The following is a 16378-nucleotide window of genomic DNA, read 5'->3' on the forward strand; positions in this document are numbered from 1 at the left end:
CTGGCTCACGCCGCTTTTTTTTGGCGCGCGTTTTCGTCAAGCTGGCCGGATAAGTCAATGCACCCTGGCTGATTCATGCCTAGTTTTCAACGCGGTTGGACTTCTTCTTCGCCGTCTTCATTTGGTATACGCGCTGGCGCCGGTCTGGCGGTTGTCGCCCTACACGCGGCGGTAATCGGGGCCATTTTCATGGCACCCGCGAATCGTCCTGAGCTTGAGGAGCCCGAGGCTGTCATGGTCAGCCTCATCGACGCGCCCGTTCCCCAGGTGGCCAAGGCCGAGCCCACGCCCGAGCCGCCGCAACCCGTCGTGGAACCGCCGCCGCCCGAGCCCGAACCCGTGGTCGAGCCGGACCCCGAGCCCCAACCGGAAATGAAGCCCGAGCCTGAACCGGAACCGGAACCCGTGGTTGAAAAGCCGCCGATGCCGGCCCCCAAGCCCAAGCCGAAGCCCAAACCCAAGCCCCAACCCAAACCGCAGCCCAAGCAGGAAGTCAAACCCGAGACGCCGCCCGTGCAGACGCCGCCCGCCGGCGCCGTGGATGGCGCGCAGGCGACGCAAAGCCCGCAACAAGGCCCGCCGCCCGATCAGCCCGTTTTGGTGTCCAGCATTGAATTCCAGGGCGCGCGCCCCATGCCCAGCTACCCGATGGCCTCGCGCCGCATGCGGGAAGAAGGGCGGGTGCTGGTGCTGGTGGAGATCAACACGCAGGGTCTGGTGGACCGCGCAACGATCGACACGTCCTCGGGCTTTCCGAGGCTGGACGAATCCGCGTTGACCGCGGCTCGCAAGGCCAAGTTCAAGCCCTATACCCGTAACGGCGTGGCCTATCCCGCCAAAGCCAAAATTCCGTTCGATTTCGTAATGAGGAACTGAGATGTCCAACGCACTGCATGGCGCCACCCTGGTGGCGCAGGCGACTACCAGCCCGGCTGCTCCGGCTGCCGCCGCCGCTGCGCCCGCAGCCCAACAAGCCGCCACGACCGGTGCCAGTGTCGTCCAGCAATCGGCTGACGCGCTGCAAAGCGCCGCCGCCGCGCTGCCGCCGACCGCGCCCATCGCGACCCCCGACATGGGCTTTCTGCACTTTGTCGCGCAGAGCGACTTCGTGGGCAAGAGCCTGTTCATCATCCTGATCCTGATGTCGCTGGTGACCTGGTACCTGATCCTGGTCAAGGCCGCCAGCAACGTCAGCATGCGCAGGCGTTCGGCCGATTTCCTGAACAAGTTCTGGAACGCCAGCTCGCTGGAGCAGGTCGAGCACGAGATCAGCACGCACGGCGCGCGCGATCCGTTCTCGCACCTGGCCAGCCACGCCATGCACGCGCAGGCGCACCACAACAAGTTCGGCGCGACCAAGCTGGAAGAGTCCGGCAGCAATTCCGATTTCGTCACGCGCACGATGCGCAAGGTGATCGACGAAGAAACCGCCAAGCTGGAAAACGGCCTGACGGTGTTGGCCTCGGTGGGTTCCACGGCGCCGTTCGTCGGCCTGTTCGGTACGGTGTGGGGCGTGTACCACGCGCTGGTCGGCATCGGCTTGTCCGACGGCGTGACCATCAACCGCATCGCCGGCCCCGTGGGCGAAGCGCTGATCATGACGGGCCTGGGTCTGGCCGTGGCCATTCCCGCCGTGCTGGCGTACAACACGTTTGTGCGCAACAACCGCGTGTTCCTGTCGCGCCTGGACGCCTTTGCGCACGACCTGTTCGCGTTCCTGACCACCGGCCAGCAGGTTGCGCTGTCCGACGGCAAGGTTCGCGCCTTGCGCCGCCAGAACGGTAACGGCGCCGCGGTTCAACGCGGGAGCGAATAATGGCCTTTGGCAGCTTCGAGGGAAAAGGATCCGGCAGCCATACGGTTTCCGAGATCAACATGGTGCCCCTGATCGACGTCATGCTGGTGCTGTTGGTGATCTTCATCATCACGGCGCCGCTGCTGGCGCACTCGATCAAGATCAACATGCCCCAGGTGGCAGCCGAGCAGATCGAAGAAGAACCCAAGACGGTCGACCTGGCAATTGACGCCAGCGGCGCATTGTTCTGGGACGAAAAGCCGGTCAATATCGATGACCTGCCCAACCGCTTCAAGTCGATCGCCGGCACCAAGCCGCAACCCGAGATCCGCATTCGCGCCGATCAGAACACGCGCTACGAAACCCTGGCCAAGGTCATGGCCTCGGCGCGCCGTTCGGGCATGTCGCGCATCGGCTTTGTCACGACGCCGCCTTCGGGGGGCGCCGCAGCGGGCGGCCAGGCACCCGCCGCGGGCGCCGCAACCCCGGCTCCCGCCGGGGCGCCGTCCGGCCGGTGAACGAATCCCACGGAAGGGGGCGCATTTCGCGCCCCTTTTTTTTCGGATCGCGCTAGAATCGCGGCATGCGAGTTCTGGTAATCGAAGACGACACCACCCTGGGCCATGCGCTCCAGGAATTCCTGGCCGACCAGGGTTATGCGGTCGACTGGCTGACGGAAGGCGACCGAGTTCTGGGCGCCCTGGCTGGCCAGCCGTATGACCTGATGCTGCTCGACCTGAACCTTCCCGGCATGAGCGGGCTTGATGTGCTGCGGCAATTGCGCCAAGACGGCAATCAGGTTCCGGTCCTGATCCTTACCGCGCGCGACGGCATCGAAGACCGCGTTGCGGGCCTGGATGCCGGCGCCGACGATTACGTCACCAAACCCTTTGAACTGCCCGAGCTGGCGGCGCGCGTGCGTGCCTTCGGCCGCCGGCGCGCGGGGCAGGCACAGCCGCTGATCGAAGTCGGCCCCCTGGTGTTCGACACGGTCGGCCGCGAAGTCCGCGCCAATGGCCAGCGCCTGTCGCTGTCGGTGCGCGAACTTTCCGTGCTGGAAATGTTGATGGCCCGCGTGGGCCGCGTCGTCACCAAGCGGCAAATCGTGAATTCGCTGTCCGCCTGGGATGCCGATTTCAGCGAAAACGCCGTCGAAGTCTATGTGTACCGCCTGCGCAAGCGCCTGGAAGGTACGGGCGCCAGCATCCAGACGGTGCGCGGCTTCGGCTACATGCTGGATGTGGAAACGGCCTGACGGCCCGGGCGCCGCCGGTATGCGCCGGCTGCGCTTCTGCATGCACCCAAGCGAGGGTATCGCGTCATGATGCACGATCGCACTCCTTCCGCTCCTACGGCGTCCCGCCCCTTGCTCCCCTCCCGCTCGCTTGCCCGGCATCTGGTCATCCGCTTGATGCCGCCCATTCTGCTGCTTGTCCTGCTGGACCTGGCGGCAACCTGGGTGATCACGCACAAGATCGATATGTCGCTGTGGATGCTGGAAGACTTCTTCTGGCTCATGGTGGTGGGGCAGGTGGCGCTGATTGCGCTGTTCACCTGGGTGGTCGTGCAGGGCGTGCGATCCGGATTGCGGTCCGTGAACCATCTGTCCGAAGAGATCCGGCAGCGTTCCATCGACGACATGCAGCCGCTGGAAGTGGCGGGCGTGCCGGTCGAAATCGAACCGCTGGTCACGCACACCAACGACCTGCTGCTGCGCCTGGACGCCTCGCTGGCGGCCCAGCGCCGATTCATCGGCCACGCGGCGCACCAGCTGCGCACCCCCTTGTCCGGCCTGCGGCTGGAATCCGAATTGATGTTGGCCCGCCCACTGCCGGACGACGTGCGGGCGCGGGCCGAACGCATCAAGGCCGTGAGCGACCGGATGATCCGCCTGGGTCAGCAGTTGCTGGTGCTGGCGCGCGCCGACCCCAATGCCCGCCCGCAAGACAGCTTTGTGCGCATCGACCTGTGTGAATGGGTGCGCGTGCACGGCGCCGAATGGTTTCCCCGGGTGCGCGAGGCGCGCTACGAGCTGGACCTGGTGGCGCCCGATGCGCCCATCTGGATCGATGCAGACCCCTTGCTGCTGGCCGAACTGCTGGGCAACCTGATCGACAACGCGCTGCGCTACGGCAACGAGACCGGCCGCATCACGTTGATTGTGGGCGCCAACCCGCCGTCCCTGACGGTCGAGGACGACGGGCCCGGCATTCCCTCCGAAGAACGCGACCGCGTCTTTGAAGCCTTTTACCGATCGCCCACCGCCACGGCGGGCGGCTCGGGATTGGGCCTGGCCATCGTGCGCGAGATCGCGCACGCGCATGGCGCCTGGTGGAAGCTGACCAGTCGCCCCGACTTCTCCGGAACCCGGCTTTCCGTCGTGTTCCCCGGCCCCCGCAAAGGGGCGCAACTAACTCGTCAAGAACCCACATCATGAGCCAAGCCACGGCGGGTGCCCCGCTTCCCACCGGCCCCCACGCGGGGGGCGTGCATGCGCCGTCGTCGCGCGCCGCGTTGATCCTGGGCGCGTTGGGCGTGGTGTACGGCGACATCGGCACCAGCCCGCTGTATACGCTGCGCGCCTGCCTCACGGGCCTTAGCGTGCACACCGACCTGGAGCCCGCGCACTTGCTGGGCGTGCTGTCCATCCTTTTCTGGATGCTGATGGTGGTGGTGTCCTTGAAGTACGTCACGCTGGTCCTGCGCGCCGATAACCGGGGCGAAGGCGGCACGCTGGCGCTGTTGGAACTGGCGGTGCGCAACCGCGACGGCAAGATGCGGTGGGTGCTGATCGTGCTGGGCATCTTCGGGGCGGCGCTGTTCTACGGCGACAGCATGATTACGCCCGCCATCTCGGTGCTGTCCGCGCTGGAAGGCATCGGCATCGTGTCCCACACCCTGGACGCGTGGGTCGTGCCCATTGCGCTGGTCGTGCTGGTGGGGCTGTTCGCCATCCAGTCGCATGGCACCGGCCTGATGGGCAAGCTCTTTGGCCCCGTGATGCTGATGTGGTTCGGCACGCTGGCGGCGCTGGGCGGCTGGCAGATCTGGCAGACGCCCGAAGTCCTGGCGGCGTTGAACCCGATGTGGGGCCTGCGGTTCGTCGTTGAATTTCCCTTGATCAGTTTCGTGCTGCTGGGCGCCGTGGTGTTGGCATTGACGGGCGCCGAGGCGCTGTACGCCGACATGGGCCACTTTGGCCGCCCCGCGATTCGCAGCGCGTGGTTCAGCATGGTGCTGCCGGCGTTGACGCTGTGCTACTTCGGCCAGGGCGCGCTGCTGCTGCGCGACCCCGAGGCCATCCGCAATCCGTTCTTCCTGATGGCACCCGACTGGGGCCTGGTGCCGCTGGTGGCGTTGGCCACCATTGCCACCATCGTCGCATCGCAAGCCGTGATCTCGGGCGCGTACTCGGTCACGCGCCAGGCGGTGCAGCTGGGCTTCTGGCCGCGCATGCAGATCCTGCATACCTCGGCGGTGGAAAAGGGCCAGATCTATCTGCCGCAGGTCAACGCGCTGCTGCTGTGCGCCGTGCTGGTGCTGGTGCTGCTGTTCCGCAATTCCGACAACCTGGCCGCCGCCTATGGGTTCGCGGTGACGGGCACGATGTTGACCACCTCGGTGCTGGCGTTTGCCGTCTTGCCGCGCGGGTCCACGGGCCTGAAGCGCATGCTGTGGTTTGGTGTGCTGGGCTTTCTGTTGCTGTTCGACGTGCTGCTGTTTTCGGCCAACGTGTTCAAGATCCACGAGGGTGGCTGGCTGCCGCTGCTGGTCGCCATCGTTGTGTTCACGCTGATGATGACGTGGCGCCGTGGCCGTCGCCTGTTGTCCGACATGCAGCAGCGCGACCGCCAGCCGCTCAAGGAATTCATGGAGCAGCTGGAACAATATCCGCCGTCGCGCGTGCCGGGCACCGCCATCTTCATGACGATGAATTCCGGCAACGTGCCCCCCGCGTTGCTGCATAACCTGAAGCACAACAAGGTGCTGCACGACCACGTGCTGTTCCTGACCATCCTGGTGGCGGACGTGCCCTACATTTCGCCTGAAGAACGCTTCGTGGTGAAGAAGCTGTCGGCCTCCAGCTGGACCGCCACCGTGAACTACGGCTTCAAGGAAGATCCGGACGTGCCCGAGGCCTTGCGCCTGGTGGCCGAAGCGTATCCGGAGCTGGACCTGGAGCCGATGCGCACGTCGTACTTCCTGTCGCGCCAGACCGTGGTGGCGGCGCGCAAGCCGGCGCTATGGCGTTGGCGCCGGGCGGTGTTTTCGTTCATGGCCCGGAACTCCACGCGCAGCACCAAGTTCTTCAAGATCCCGGCCAACCGCGTGGTGGAAATGGGGATGCAGGTCGAGCTCTAGGCCCCGGCGCGGCGCCATAAAAAAAACCCCTCGGTGTGATGACCGAGGGGTTTTTTGTTGCCTTGCCTGCAAGAATGCTTACTTCTTCTTCGCGGCGTCTTTCAGCTGCGGCAGCGACGTGCCGCTGGAAGCCAGCAGGCCCGTCTTCACGTAGGTGAACAGCTTTTCGCGCGTGTCGACGATGTCCAGGTTGCGCATGGTCAGCTGGCCGATACGGTCCGCCGGGGTGAACGGCGCGTTCTCGACCTTTTCCATCGACAGGCGCTCGGGCGCGTACGTCAGGTTGGCCGATTCCGTGTTCAGCAGCGAATAGTCATTGCCGCGACGCAGTTCGATGGTGACTTCGCCGGTGATGGCGCGGGCCACCCAGCGCTGGGCGGTTTCGCGCAGCATGATGGCTTGCGGGTCGAACCAGCGGCCCTGATACAGCAGGCGGCCCAGCTTGCGGCCGTTTTCGCGGTACTGCTCGATGGTGTCTTCGTTGTGAATGCCGGTGACCAGGCGTTCGTAGGCGATGAACAGCAGCGCCAGACCCGGGGCTTCGTAGATGCCGCGGCTCTTGGCTTCGATGATGCGGTTTTCGATCTGGTCGCTCATGCCCAGGCCGTGGCGGCCGCCGATGCGGTTCGCTTCCAGCAGCAGTTCAACCGGGTCGCTGTATTCCACACCGTTCAGGGCGACCGGCTGGCCTTCCTCGAAGCGCACGGTGACTTCTTCGGCCTTGACGGCCACGTCGTCGCGCCAGAACGCCACGCCCATGATCGGCTTGACGATGCGGATGCCGGAGTTCAGCTGTTCCAGGTCCTTGGCTTCGTGAGTGGCGCCCAGCAGGTTGGAGTCCGTCGAGTAGGCTTTTTCGGCCGACATCTTGTAGTCGAAGCCGGCTTGGCGCATGTATTCGGACATTTCCGAACGGCCGCCCAGCTCGTCGATGAAGCGCTGGTCCAGCCAGGGCTTGTAGATCTTCAGGTCGGGGTTGGTCAACAGGCCGTAGCGGTAGAAACGCTCGATGTCGTTGCCCTTGAACGTGCTGCCGTCGCCCCAGATGTTGACGTCGTCTTCCTTCATGGCGGCCACCAGCATGGTGCCGGTGACGGCGCGGCCGATGGGCGTCGTGTTGAAGTACGTGATGCCGGCGGTCGAAATATGGAACGCGCCCGATTGCAGGGCCGCGATGCCTTCAGCCACCAACTGCGCGCGGCAGTCGATCAGGCGGGCATTTTCGGCGCCGTAGGCCAAGGCCTTGCGCGGGATCTCATCGTAGTCGGACTCGTCCGGCTGGCCCAGGTTTGCCGTGTAGGCGTAGGGGATGGCGCCGTTATTGCGCATCCACAGCAGGGCTGCGCTGGTGTCGAGACCGCCGGAAAAGGCGATGCCGACCTTCTGGCCGGTAGGAAGGTTCGGGAGGATAGTGGTCATTGTTTGAGGTGAGACGCCAACAGGACTTTGACAGCAACGAGCCGCCAAACAAGAAAGGTAGCCGGCATTTTAACTCTTTTGCCTTGTGCGGCCAGACGCGGCGCCTTTTTGGCCGCCGGGCGCATCACGTGGCCGGGGCAAACAGTTCGGAAAGCTTCAGTTGCCGGATCAGTTGCGCGGTGGCGGTGGCCAGGCGCGTGGCGGGGCGGTGGCGGGCGCTGGCCAGCACCAGGTTGTTGGTGATGCGGGGCGAGCCGATATCCGAAAGGGACAGGGCGTGCTCGGCGGCAGGTCCGCGCGCGGCCGAGCGCGGCAGGATGGCGTACGCGTCGCCTTGCGCCGCCAGTTCCACGATGGTCTGCACGGCGTCGACTTCGGCCGCCACCTTCAGGCGCACGCCTTGCGCGCGGCACACGCTTTCCACCAGGGTCCGGATCGCGTTGGGCAGGCTGGGCAGCACCAGCGGGTAGTCGCCCAGCTGCGCCACGGCAACGTGGGCGGGCAGGGGCGGTTGATGGCCGGCGGCAGCGGCCAGCACCAGGTCTTCACGGAACAGCGATTCATACGCAAGCTGGGGCGAGGGCGCGGGATCGTAAAGCAGGGCCAGATCGACCCGGCCGGCCAAGAGCCATTCCCGCACCTGAGCGCTAAGGCCTTCGGCCACTGCAATGGACGCCTCTGGAAAGCCCCGCCGAAACGCCTGCACCAAGGGTGGCGTCAACACGCGCGCAATGCGCGGGGGCAGGCCCACCACCACCTTGCCGGTTGGCGTGGCGCGCAGCGTTTGCAGGTCTTCCTTGGCGCGTTCGGCCAGCGTCAGCAGCGCGCGCGCATGTTCCAGAAAGCGCAGTCCGGCCTCGGTGGGTTCGGCGCCGCGGCCGTTGCGGTAGAGCAGATGCTGGCCCAGCTCCAGCTCCAGCAGCCGTACCTGCCGGCTGAGGGTGGGCTGGGCCACGTCCAGCAGCTCGGCCGCGCGCGAAAAGCTGCGCCGCTCGGCGACGCTGACGAAATATTCGATCTGCTTTAAATCCACGATGCGCCCGCGCTGTTATGTATATGTTCTATATCTGAAATCAAAGATATAGCATTGTTAGTCGACTCGCAATCCGCGAGGATGTCGTTTTCCCAGCAGGAACCGACTGTGCCTGATTGCCGCCAACCGCTTGCGTCCCCGACCCGTCCGCGCCACGCCATGCCGCCCGGCGCCTGCGACGCGCATTGCCATGTCTTCGGGCCCGGCAACGTGTTTCCCTATGCCGAGGGCCGTTCCTACACGCCGCCCGATGCGCCCTATGCCGCCATGGCCGCGCTGCATGCGCACTTGGGCATCGAGCGCGCGGTGGTGGTGCAGGCCAACTGCCACGGCTCGGACCATAGCGCGCTGCTGGATGCCCTGGCGCAAAGCGGTGGCCGCTATCGCGGCGTGGCGTTGCTGGGCGCGGATGCCACGGCGGCGCGTGTCCGGCAACTGCACGACGGCGGCGTGCGCGCCGCGCGCTTCAACTTCGTGCCGCACCTGGGCGGCGCGCCGGACCCGGCCGTGTTCGACCACGCGGTGGCGCTGATTGCGCCGCTGGGCTGGCATCTGTGCCTGCATGTGGACGGCGCGATGCTGCCCGAACTGCTGCCCCGCCTGTTGGCATTGCCCGTGCCTTTCGTGGTGGATCACATGGGCCGATTGAAGGCGGCCGACGGCCTGGATTCACCCGCGATGCGCGCATTGCTGTCGTTGGCCGATGTGCCGCAGGCCTGGGTCAAGGTGTCGGGCATCGACCGCATCGCGTCGGGCAAGCGCCCGTTTGCCGAAGGCATACCCTTTGTGAGCGCGTTGGTGCAGGCCATGCCCGATCGTTGCCTGTGGGGCACCGACTGGCCACATCCCAACGTGGCGGGCGATATGCCCGATGACGGCGAGCTGGTGGATACCTTCTTTCAGGCCTGCCCCGATGCCGCCGTACGCCAGCGGGTGCTGGTGGACAACCCCGCAAAGCTGTACGGATTCGCGTAGACACCCGACGTTGCGCGTCGCTTAAAAAAATTCGATTCAACGAGGAGACACCATGTTCAAGAAATTGCTTTCGGCCACCGTGCTGAGTCTGTCCGCTTTCGGCGCGGCCCATGCCGACGGCCCGGTGCGCCTGATCATTGCGTTCCCGCCCGGCGGGCCGGTGGACCTGGTCGGTCGCGTGCTGGCCGAACAGCTGGGCAAAGAGCTCAAGCAAAACGTTATTGTCGAAAACAAGGCGGGCGCCAATGGCAACATCGCGGCCGCCTATGTGGCCAAGGCGCCGGGCGATGGCTCGGTGCTGTTCCTGACCAGCGTGGGGGCGGTGGCGATCAGCCCGGCGCTGTACAAAGACCTGCCGTACGACCCCGTGCGCGACTTTGCGCCGGTGTCCAAGGTGGTCAACAACGCCACGGTGTTCGTGGTGAACCCGTCCAACCCGGCTAGCGACGCGGCGGACTTCGTGAAGAAGTCGCAGGCGGCGTCGCAATCCGTGGCGATCGGCTCGTCGGGCATTGGCAGCATTCCGCACCTGACGATGGAAATGTTCGCCGACGCCAGCAAGGCCAACGTGCTGCATGTGCCGTACAAGGGGGCCGCGCCGGTCATCAACGATGTGATGGGCAACCAGGTGTCGGGCTTCTTCGGCGACGTGCCCGGCCTGATCGGCCATATCCAGGGCGGCAAGCTCAAGGCCCTGGGTATCGCCGCGCCCACGCGCCACCCGCTGCTGCCGGATGTGAAGACCTTGGCCGAACAGGGCATTGCTGGCGTGGAATCGAATAACTGGTACGGCATCGTCGCGCCTGCCTCCACGCCCGCCGCCACTGTCGACAAGCTGAATCAGGCGGTGCGCGCCGCCTTAGGCAATGAAGCCGTGCGCGCCAAGCTGGAGAAGTTTGGTGCCCAGGCAGCGCCCAGCTCGCCGCAGGAACTGGCCGCGCTGATCGCGTCCGACCGCGACAAGTGGACCGCGCTGATCCAGCGCAAGAACATCCGTCCGGAGTAAGCATGAGCGCCAGCCGAGTCAACCCCGTTGTCCCGGGCACCCGCCAGGAACTGGCTGCGATCGAGGCGCGTATCAGCGCCGCGCGCGGCCGGATCTCGCCGCTATACCAGGTGCTGCTGAACAGCCCCGCCGTCGTGGATGGCTGGGAAGCCATGCTGACCGCCATCCGCCAGAAGACGTCGCTGTCGCCGCGTCTGCGTGAACTGATCATCTTGCGCGTAGCGACCCTGAACAACGCGCCCTACGAATTTGACGCGCATGTGCCGCACGCCTTGGCGGGCGGCATGCCGCAGGAAGTGATCGACGCCTTGCGCTCCAACCCGGCGCCGCAAGATGTGCAAGGGCTGGCCCCCGGCGAAGCCGAGGTGCTGGCGTTGACCGACGCCATGACGCGCGACATCGAGGTACCCGACGCGGTGTTCGCGCCCGTGCGAGCACGCTACGATGACGCGCAACTGGTCGAGCTGGCCGCGACCGTGGGCGCGTACAACATGGTGTCGCGCTTCCTGGTGGCGCTACGCGTCGGACATTGAAGGAGATGACAGTGCAGGAATCCGTATTGCTGGTATCGCTGGGCGAACGCTTTGACAAGACCCGCGCGGCCGACATGGCAGAGCGTCTGACGGCCGGGCTGGACAGGGTTGAGATCAGCGCGTTTGCCGCGGTTGAAGAGGCGGACACGTATGTGTACCTGCGCGGCGCAAGCCATGCGCTGGCCGAAATCCAGGCGCGTCTGGCCGAAAGCTTCCCTGGCGCTCGCGCCCGCGTGTTGCATCAAACGCTGGACCTGCCGGGGGCGTCGGCAGGCCAGGACGCGCCGTGGCACTACATCGTTGAAACCGATGTGCTGCCCGAGGCCGAGCAGGACTTGAACGCCTGGTATGACCAGGAACATCTGCCGGGGCTGGCGTCCGTGCCCGGCACGGTGCGCGCGATGCGCTTTGAATGTCGCGATGAATCACCGCGATACCTGGCGTGCTACGACCTGCACACCCGCGAAACCTTCGGCAGCCCGCCGTGGCTGGCCGTGCGCGCCACCGACTGGAGCAGCCGCGTGCGGCCTTCGTTTCGCAACACGCGCCGCACGATGTTCAAGAAAATCCTGTGACGGCGGGCCGGCGATGGGCCGGCAAGGAGGCATGATGAAAATGAAACAGCTGCTGACGGGGCTGACGATCGGCTGCGCGGTCGTGGCGTCGACGCCGGTGCTGGCGGATGCGCCCAAACGCGTCAATGTGCTGGTCGGCAACGGCGCGTCGATTGAGGTGCTGGACCAGGGGCAGGGGCCCGCGCTGGTGCTGCTGCCGTCACGGGGACGCGGCGCGCAGGATTTCGACGAACTGGCCGAACGCTTCGTGCAAGCCGGCTATCGCGTGTTGCGTCCGCAGCCGCGCGGCATCGGCGGCAGTACCGGGCCGATGTCGGGCATCACCCTGCATGATTTGGCGGACGACCAGGCCGCCGTGATTCGCACCGTGGCGCGCCAACCGGTGGTGATGGTGGGCCATGCCTTTGGCAACTGGGTGGCGCGCGCCACGGGCGTCGACCACCCCGAGCTGGTGCGTGGCGTGGTGATCGTGGCGGCGGCGGCCAAGCAATATCCCAAGGGTCTGAGCGAACACGTGGATCGCAGCGCCGAACTGTCGTTGCCCGACGCCGAACGCCTGAAGTCGATCCAGTACGCGTTCTTTGCGCCCGGCAACGACGCGCGCGTCTGGTTGAACGGCTGGTACCCGGACGTCAGCGAGAGCCAGCGCCTGGCCGGCAAGGCCACGCGCCAGTCCGATTGGTGGTCGGGCGGGGTCAAGCCGTTGCTGGACCTGCAAGCGGAGCTGGATCTGTTCAAGCCGCCGGCTACGCGCAACGAAATCCGCGATGAGTTCGGTGACCGCGTGTCCGTTGTCGTGGTTCCCGGCGCGGGCCACGCGTTGGTGCCCGAAAAGCCCCAGGCGGTGGTGGACGCCATTGCGGCGTGGGAACGTACGCTGCGTTGATTGCGGTGTATTGAATGCGGCGCGGGCCGGCCACGCAACCCCAGCCGTCGCATTGCCGCCAAAGCAGCCCAAATGAAAAGGCCTGGATATCCGAAGATATCCAGGCCCTTTGCGCTTCCCGGCAGGCTTAGTTGATCTGGCCCAGCAGCAGGAATTCCATCAATGCCTTTTGCACGTGCAGGCGGTTTTCGGCTTCGTCCCAGACCACGCTTTGTGGCCCGTCGATGACTTCGCCGGTAACTTCTTCGCCACGGTGGGCGGGCAGGCAGTGCATGAACACGGCTTCGGGGTCGGCGGCCGCCATCATTTCAGCGTCAACGCACCAGTCGGCAAACGCCGCGCGGCGCTCTTCGTTTTCGGCTTCGTAGCCCATGCTGGTCCACACGTCGGTCGTGACCAGGTGCGCGCCCTGGCACGCCTGCATGGGGTCCTTGAACTGGCGCAGCACCTTGTCCGACGGCGAGCCGATGCGCGAGGCTTCAAGTTCGTAGCCCGCGGGCGTGGACACGTGCAGCGTGAAACCCAGCATCTCGGCTGCGTGCAGCCAGGTGTATGCCATGTTGTTGGCATCGCCCACCCAGGCCACCGTCTTGCCCGCGATGGGGCCGCGATGTTCGATGTAGGTGAAGATATCGGCCAGGATCTGGCAGGGGTGGAATTCGTTGGTCAGGCCGTTGATGACCGGCACGCGCGAATGCGACGCAAAGCGCTCGATGCGGGTCTGCTCGAACGTACGGATCATGACGATGTCGACCATGCGCGAGATGACGCGCGCCGTGTCTTCGATGGGCTCGGAGCGGCCCAGCTGCGAATCGTTGGAGGTCAGGTTGATGACCGAGCCGCCCATCTGGTACATGCCGGCCTCGAACGAGACGCGGGTGCGGGTGCTGGCCTTTTCAAACACCATCGCCAGCGTGCGGTCGTGCAGCGGCATATGGGGTTCGTAGCGCTTGAACTTTTCCTTGATCAGGCGCGCGCGGTCCAGCACGTAGGCGATTTCAGCGGAAGAGAAATCCTTGAACTGGAGAAAATGCCGCAACGGGCCGTTTTGAGTCGTGGGAGGAGTCATGGTGTTGTCGCAGGTCATTGAGCCCGGCCAGGCTGGTGGCCCGGTCGGTACGTTGATTATGGTTTTTCGGACAGGAAGCGTTGGATGAGCGGGACCAGGGTGGCGACGATCTGGTCCGCCTCTTGTTGGGTAAGGATCAGGGGCGGCAGCATGCGGATGACGCGGTCGCGCGTGACGTTGATGAGCAGGCCGGCTTCAAGGGCGTGCAGCACCAGCACGCCGCAGGGGCGCGCCAGTTCTATGCCCAGCATCAAGCCCCGCCCGCGCACTTCGGTAACGCCCGCCGTGTCTGCCAAGGCTTGCGCCAGGGCGTCCTTCAGGTAGGTGCCCACCGTGTGGGCGTTGTCCAGCAGCTTGTCGTCTTCCAGCGTGTCCAGCACGGCCAGGCCGGCGGCGCAGACCAGCGGCCCGCCGCCGAACGTGGTGCCATGGCTGCCGGGCGTGAAGACCCCGGCGGCAGGCCCTGCGGCCAGCATGGCGCCAATCGGCACGCCGCCCGCCAGCCCCTTGGCCAGCGTCATCACGTCAGGCTTGATGTCGGCCCATTGATGCGCGAACCACTTGCCGGTGCGGCCGATGCCGGACTGCACTTCGTCGATCATCAGTAGCCAGCCGCGCTCGGTGCACAGCGCGCGCACCGCTTGCAGGTACGAGATGTCGGATGGGCGTATGCCGCCTTCGCCTTGCAGCACTTCAAGCAACACGGCGGTGGTGCGCGGCTCGGCGTCGCCCGCCGCGCGCACGGCGTCCAGGTCGTTATAGGGCACCTGGATGAAGCCGCTGGGCAGCGGTTCGAAGCCCTTGCGGGCCTTGTCGCTGCCCGTGGCCGCCAGCGTGGCCAGCGTGCGGCCATGCCAGGACGAATCCATGGTGATGATGTGGGCGTGCTTGTTGCCGCGCTGGTAGGCGTAGTAGCGGGCCAGCTTGATGGCCGCCTCGTTCGCTTCCGAGCCGCTGTTGCAAAACAGCGCTTCCTGCATGCCCGACAAAGCGCTCAGGCGGGCGGCAAGCGCGGCCTGCTGGGGAATTTCGTAGATGTTCGACGTGTGGATGACGCGCGCGGCCTGTTCGCTGATGGCCGCCACCAGTTTCGGATGGGCGTGTCCCAGGCACGACACGCCGATGCCGGCCAGTGCGTCCAGGTATTTGCGCCCTTGGGCATCCCACAACCATGCGCCGTGGCCGTGCGTGAACGCAACCGGCAGGCGGGCATAGATATTGGCCAGAGGCGAGGTCATTGCGGATCCTCCTGGGGGATTACCAAAAAGCCGCCTTCAAAAAGCCGCCTTCAATTCGATGGACCCCGGGCGAAAGCGGGGCGGAATCGGCTTTTGGAAGAGGGCAAAGGATCAATCATATACAATTCGCGGCGCAGGGCGCATGTTTGATCACGCCGAAGATCCGGCTTTCGTGAAAGGCGCGCTGTAGTGAAGAACTCATGGCAACTCGCGTCAGACAATTCGTAATTCATGGCGTTACCGAAAGCGGTAGCCGATTCCGCCCCAGCGATTGGGCGGAGCGGCTCGCTGGCGTAATGGCACAGTTCCGGCCCGCCGGCTGTGCTGGTAACCACCTCACTTATTCGCCCTATGTGCTGCCTGTCGTGATCGACGGCGTGCGCGGAATCGTGGTCGACCTGCGTTTGCGCGACCTGGAACCGCTGGCGTACAAGTTCGTGGTGGATTTCGCTCGCGACAACAACCTCAAGACGGAAGAACGCGAAATCTAAGTGCCCGAACGAAAAAGCGCCCCGACCGGGCGCTTTTCTCATTCGTGCCGGACCGGCACGCCCGAACGGGCGGGCCGGCGCCTACGCCGCGCCTGCGCGCGGCGAGGTCAGCCGCGCGGCTCAGCTGCCGTAGCGGTCAAGAATCTTGCGGATGTCGCGCACGCCCGACCCGTCGGTGCTGAGCAGCGCGCGCGCCGTCACGGATTCCAGATGATGTTCCAGCAGATGCAGCACGTGCTTTTCGTCGCGCGCGCGCAGGCCTTCCACTATGTCCATGTGTTCGCTGACCGCGCATTCGCTGGAATGCGGCCGTCCGTAAAGCGCCAGGATCAGCGAGCAGCGCGACACGATTTCGTTCACGTAGCGGGCATAGACCGCGTTGCCGGATAGCTCGGCCATCAGGATGTGGAATTCGCCCGACAGTCGGATGGATTCGTTCGTGCTGTTGCGCTTGCGGGCCGCTTCCTCTTCTTCGACGTGACGCGCCAGTCGCGTCAGCCCGGCTTCGGTGATGTGTTGCAGCAGCCGGCGGGCGACGTCGCGTTCCAGGCAGCGCCGGGCCTCGAAGATATCGTGCGCTTCTTCCAGGCTGGGCCGCGCCACCGCCGCGCCGCGATTGGGGCGCAAATCCACCAGCCCTTCGCTGAACAGCCGCGTCAACACGCCGCGCACAATCGTGCGGCTGACCCCGAAACGCTCGCCAATGATGTCTTCGGGCAGCTTGTCGCCCGGCAGCAAGGCCTGTTCGATAATGGCGCGGCGTAAATTTATGTATACGATTTCGCTGCGGTTTACGTCTTTCTTGGCGGGCTCGTTGGCCGGCGGCGCGAGAGGTTTCATCGTCTTCTTTGGCTCCTGGACGTGCGCGTTTTCATTGTAATGGGATAGGCCGCGGCACCGGCCGCCGCTGCGCACTGCGGGTGTGGGCAAGCATACTACAACGCCCGCTAAGGGTTAGCGATAGCTTGAAGCCAGACTTCAAGCGCGTACATTGTC

At 65.4% G+C, this 16378-nt stretch carries 17 protein-coding genes; 12 read left to right on the plus strand and 5 right to left on the minus strand.

The window, feature by feature from the left end; genetic code table 11:
- Positions 1-75 precede the first annotated feature (75 nt).
- The 6 genes from KYT87_RS08410 to KYT87_RS08435 all read left to right on the plus strand — a co-directional run bounded on the left by KYT87_RS08410 (position 76) and on the right by KYT87_RS08435 (position 6157).
- Positions 76-876 (plus strand): energy transducer TonB, encoded by an 801-nt coding sequence (locus KYT87_RS08410; RefSeq protein ID WP_219991989.1) that lies wholly within the window; start codon positions 76-78, stop codon positions 874-876.
- 1 nt (position 877) lies between these two features.
- Positions 878-1816 (plus strand): MotA/TolQ/ExbB proton channel family protein, encoded by a 939-nt coding sequence (locus tag KYT87_RS08415; protein ID WP_219991990.1) that lies wholly within the window; start codon positions 878-880, stop codon positions 1814-1816.
- Positions 1816-2313 carry a biopolymer transporter ExbD gene (locus KYT87_RS08420; protein ID WP_120154535.1) on the plus strand — a complete coding sequence of 166 codons (498 nt, stop codon included), beginning with the start codon at positions 1816-1818 and terminating at the stop codon, positions 2311-2313. Before KYT87_RS08415 ends, KYT87_RS08420 begins: the two co-directional genes overlap by 1 nt.
- Positions 2314-2378: 65 nt before the next feature.
- Positions 2379-3050, plus strand: coding sequence for a response regulator transcription factor (locus tag KYT87_RS08425; protein ID WP_006218435.1), 672 nt, complete (start codon positions 2379-2381; stop codon positions 3048-3050).
- 156 nt (positions 3051-3206) lie between these two features.
- On the plus strand, positions 3207-4232 hold the full coding sequence (locus tag KYT87_RS08430) for a HAMP domain-containing sensor histidine kinase (RefSeq protein ID WP_104143268.1): 1026 nt from the start codon (positions 3207-3209) through the stop codon (positions 4230-4232).
- Positions 4229-6157: a potassium transporter Kup gene (locus KYT87_RS08435; protein WP_046805494.1), complete on the plus strand. Its 1929-nt coding sequence runs from the start codon at positions 4229-4231 to the stop codon at positions 6155-6157. Before KYT87_RS08430 ends, KYT87_RS08435 begins: the two co-directional genes overlap by 4 nt.
- A 78-nt stretch (positions 6158-6235) precedes the next feature.
- Here the strand turns inward: KYT87_RS08435 and argG are convergent, their stop codons facing one another.
- Both argG and KYT87_RS08445 read right to left on the minus strand, forming a co-directional pair.
- Positions 6236-7576, minus strand: coding sequence for an argininosuccinate synthase (gene argG / locus KYT87_RS08440; RefSeq protein ID WP_046805493.1), 1341 nt, complete (start codon positions 7574-7576; stop codon positions 6236-6238).
- 124 nt (positions 7577-7700) lie between these two features.
- Positions 7701-8609, minus strand: a complete 909-nt coding sequence (locus KYT87_RS08445) for a LysR family transcriptional regulator (RefSeq protein ID WP_219991991.1) — start codon at positions 8607-8609, stop codon at positions 7701-7703.
- A gap of 108 nt (positions 8610-8717) precedes the next feature.
- Between KYT87_RS08445 and KYT87_RS08450 the strand changes: the two genes are divergently transcribed.
- The 5 genes from KYT87_RS08450 to KYT87_RS08470 are packed head-to-tail and all read left to right on the plus strand — an operon-like array spanning position 8718 to position 12584.
- Positions 8718-9584: an amidohydrolase gene (locus KYT87_RS08450; protein ID WP_219991992.1), complete on the plus strand. Its 867-nt coding sequence runs from the start codon at positions 8718-8720 to the stop codon at positions 9582-9584.
- 52 nt (positions 9585-9636) lie between these two features.
- Positions 9637-10590 (plus strand): tripartite tricarboxylate transporter substrate binding protein, encoded by a 954-nt coding sequence (locus tag KYT87_RS08455; protein ID WP_120154541.1) that lies wholly within the window; start codon positions 9637-9639, stop codon positions 10588-10590.
- A 2-nt stretch (positions 10591-10592) separates the two neighbouring features.
- Positions 10593-11123: a carboxymuconolactone decarboxylase family protein gene (locus tag KYT87_RS08460; protein WP_219991993.1), complete on the plus strand. Its 531-nt coding sequence runs from the start codon at positions 10593-10595 to the stop codon at positions 11121-11123.
- An 11-nt stretch (positions 11124-11134) separates the two neighbouring features.
- Positions 11135-11698: a DUF4286 family protein gene (locus tag KYT87_RS08465; protein ID WP_219991994.1), complete on the plus strand. Its 564-nt coding sequence runs from the start codon at positions 11135-11137 to the stop codon at positions 11696-11698.
- A 34-nt stretch (positions 11699-11732) separates the two neighbouring features.
- A complete protein-coding gene (locus KYT87_RS08470; protein WP_219991995.1) occupies positions 11733-12584 on the plus strand; it encodes an alpha/beta fold hydrolase in 852 nt (283 codons plus the stop codon).
- A 127-nt stretch (positions 12585-12711) separates the two neighbouring features.
- On the opposite strand, the gene argF is transcribed toward KYT87_RS08470, so the two are convergent.
- Both argF and KYT87_RS08480 read right to left on the minus strand, forming a co-directional pair.
- Positions 12712-13653, minus strand: coding sequence for an ornithine carbamoyltransferase (gene argF, locus KYT87_RS08475; RefSeq protein WP_046805553.1), 942 nt, complete (start codon positions 13651-13653; stop codon positions 12712-12714).
- A gap of 56 nt (positions 13654-13709) precedes the next feature.
- Complete coding sequence (locus tag KYT87_RS08480) at positions 13710-14891, minus strand: aspartate aminotransferase family protein (protein WP_046805487.1); 1182 nt, start codon at positions 14889-14891, stop codon at positions 13710-13712.
- A 200-nt stretch (positions 14892-15091) separates the two neighbouring features.
- Between KYT87_RS08480 and KYT87_RS08485 the strand changes: the two genes are divergently transcribed.
- Positions 15092-15382, plus strand: coding sequence for a DUF3579 domain-containing protein (locus tag KYT87_RS08485; protein WP_013392635.1), 291 nt, complete (start codon positions 15092-15094; stop codon positions 15380-15382).
- A 120-nt stretch (positions 15383-15502) separates the two neighbouring features.
- On the opposite strand, the gene KYT87_RS08490 is transcribed toward KYT87_RS08485, so the two are convergent.
- On the minus strand, positions 15503-16222 hold the full coding sequence (locus tag KYT87_RS08490; RefSeq protein WP_219991996.1) for a GntR family transcriptional regulator: 720 nt from the start codon (positions 16220-16222) through the stop codon (positions 15503-15505).
- Positions 16223-16378 lie beyond the last annotated feature (156 nt).

Source organism: Achromobacter sp. ES-001 (assembly GCF_019448355.1).
Classification (GTDB): Bacteria; Pseudomonadota; Gammaproteobacteria; order Burkholderiales; family Burkholderiaceae_B; genus Achromobacter; species Achromobacter spanius_B.

Excerpts from the sequence above, each read along its gene's own strand:
- KYT87_RS08435 (WP_046805494.1), top strand. The coding sequence starts at position 4,229 with ATGAGCCAAGCCACGGCGGGTGCCCCGCTTCCCACCGGCCCCCACGCG.
- KYT87_RS08485 (WP_013392635.1), top strand. The coding sequence starts at position 15,092 with ATGGCAACTCGCGTCAGACAATTCGTAATTCATGGCGTTACCGAAAGC.
- KYT87_RS08480 (WP_046805487.1), bottom strand. The coding sequence starts at position 14,891 with ATGACCTCGCCTCTGGCCAATATCTATGCCCGCCTGCCGGTTGCGTTC.
- KYT87_RS08460 (WP_219991993.1), top strand. The coding sequence starts at position 10,593 with ATGAGCGCCAGCCGAGTCAACCCCGTTGTCCCGGGCACCCGCCAGGAA.
- KYT87_RS08455 (WP_120154541.1), top strand. The coding sequence starts at position 9,637 with ATGTTCAAGAAATTGCTTTCGGCCACCGTGCTGAGTCTGTCCGCTTTC.
- KYT87_RS08425 (WP_006218435.1), top strand. The coding sequence starts at position 2,379 with ATGCGAGTTCTGGTAATCGAAGACGACACCACCCTGGGCCATGCGCTC.
- KYT87_RS08490 (WP_219991996.1), bottom strand. The coding sequence starts at position 16,222 with ATGAAACCTCTCGCGCCGCCGGCCAACGAGCCCGCCAAGAAAGACGTA.
- KYT87_RS08420 (WP_120154535.1), top strand. The coding sequence starts at position 1,816 with ATGGCCTTTGGCAGCTTCGAGGGAAAAGGATCCGGCAGCCATACGGTT.
- argG (WP_046805493.1), bottom strand. The coding sequence starts at position 7,576 with ATGACCACTATCCTCCCGAACCTTCCTACCGGCCAGAAGGTCGGCATC.
- argF (WP_046805553.1), bottom strand. The coding sequence starts at position 13,653 with ATGACTCCTCCCACGACTCAAAACGGCCCGTTGCGGCATTTTCTCCAG.
- KYT87_RS08430 (WP_104143268.1), top strand. The coding sequence starts at position 3,207 with ATGCCGCCCATTCTGCTGCTTGTCCTGCTGGACCTGGCGGCAACCTGG.
- KYT87_RS08410 (WP_219991989.1), top strand. The coding sequence starts at position 76 with ATGCCTAGTTTTCAACGCGGTTGGACTTCTTCTTCGCCGTCTTCATTT.
- KYT87_RS08415 (WP_219991990.1), top strand. The coding sequence starts at position 878 with ATGTCCAACGCACTGCATGGCGCCACCCTGGTGGCGCAGGCGACTACC.
- KYT87_RS08470 (WP_219991995.1), top strand. The coding sequence starts at position 11,733 with ATGAAAATGAAACAGCTGCTGACGGGGCTGACGATCGGCTGCGCGGTC.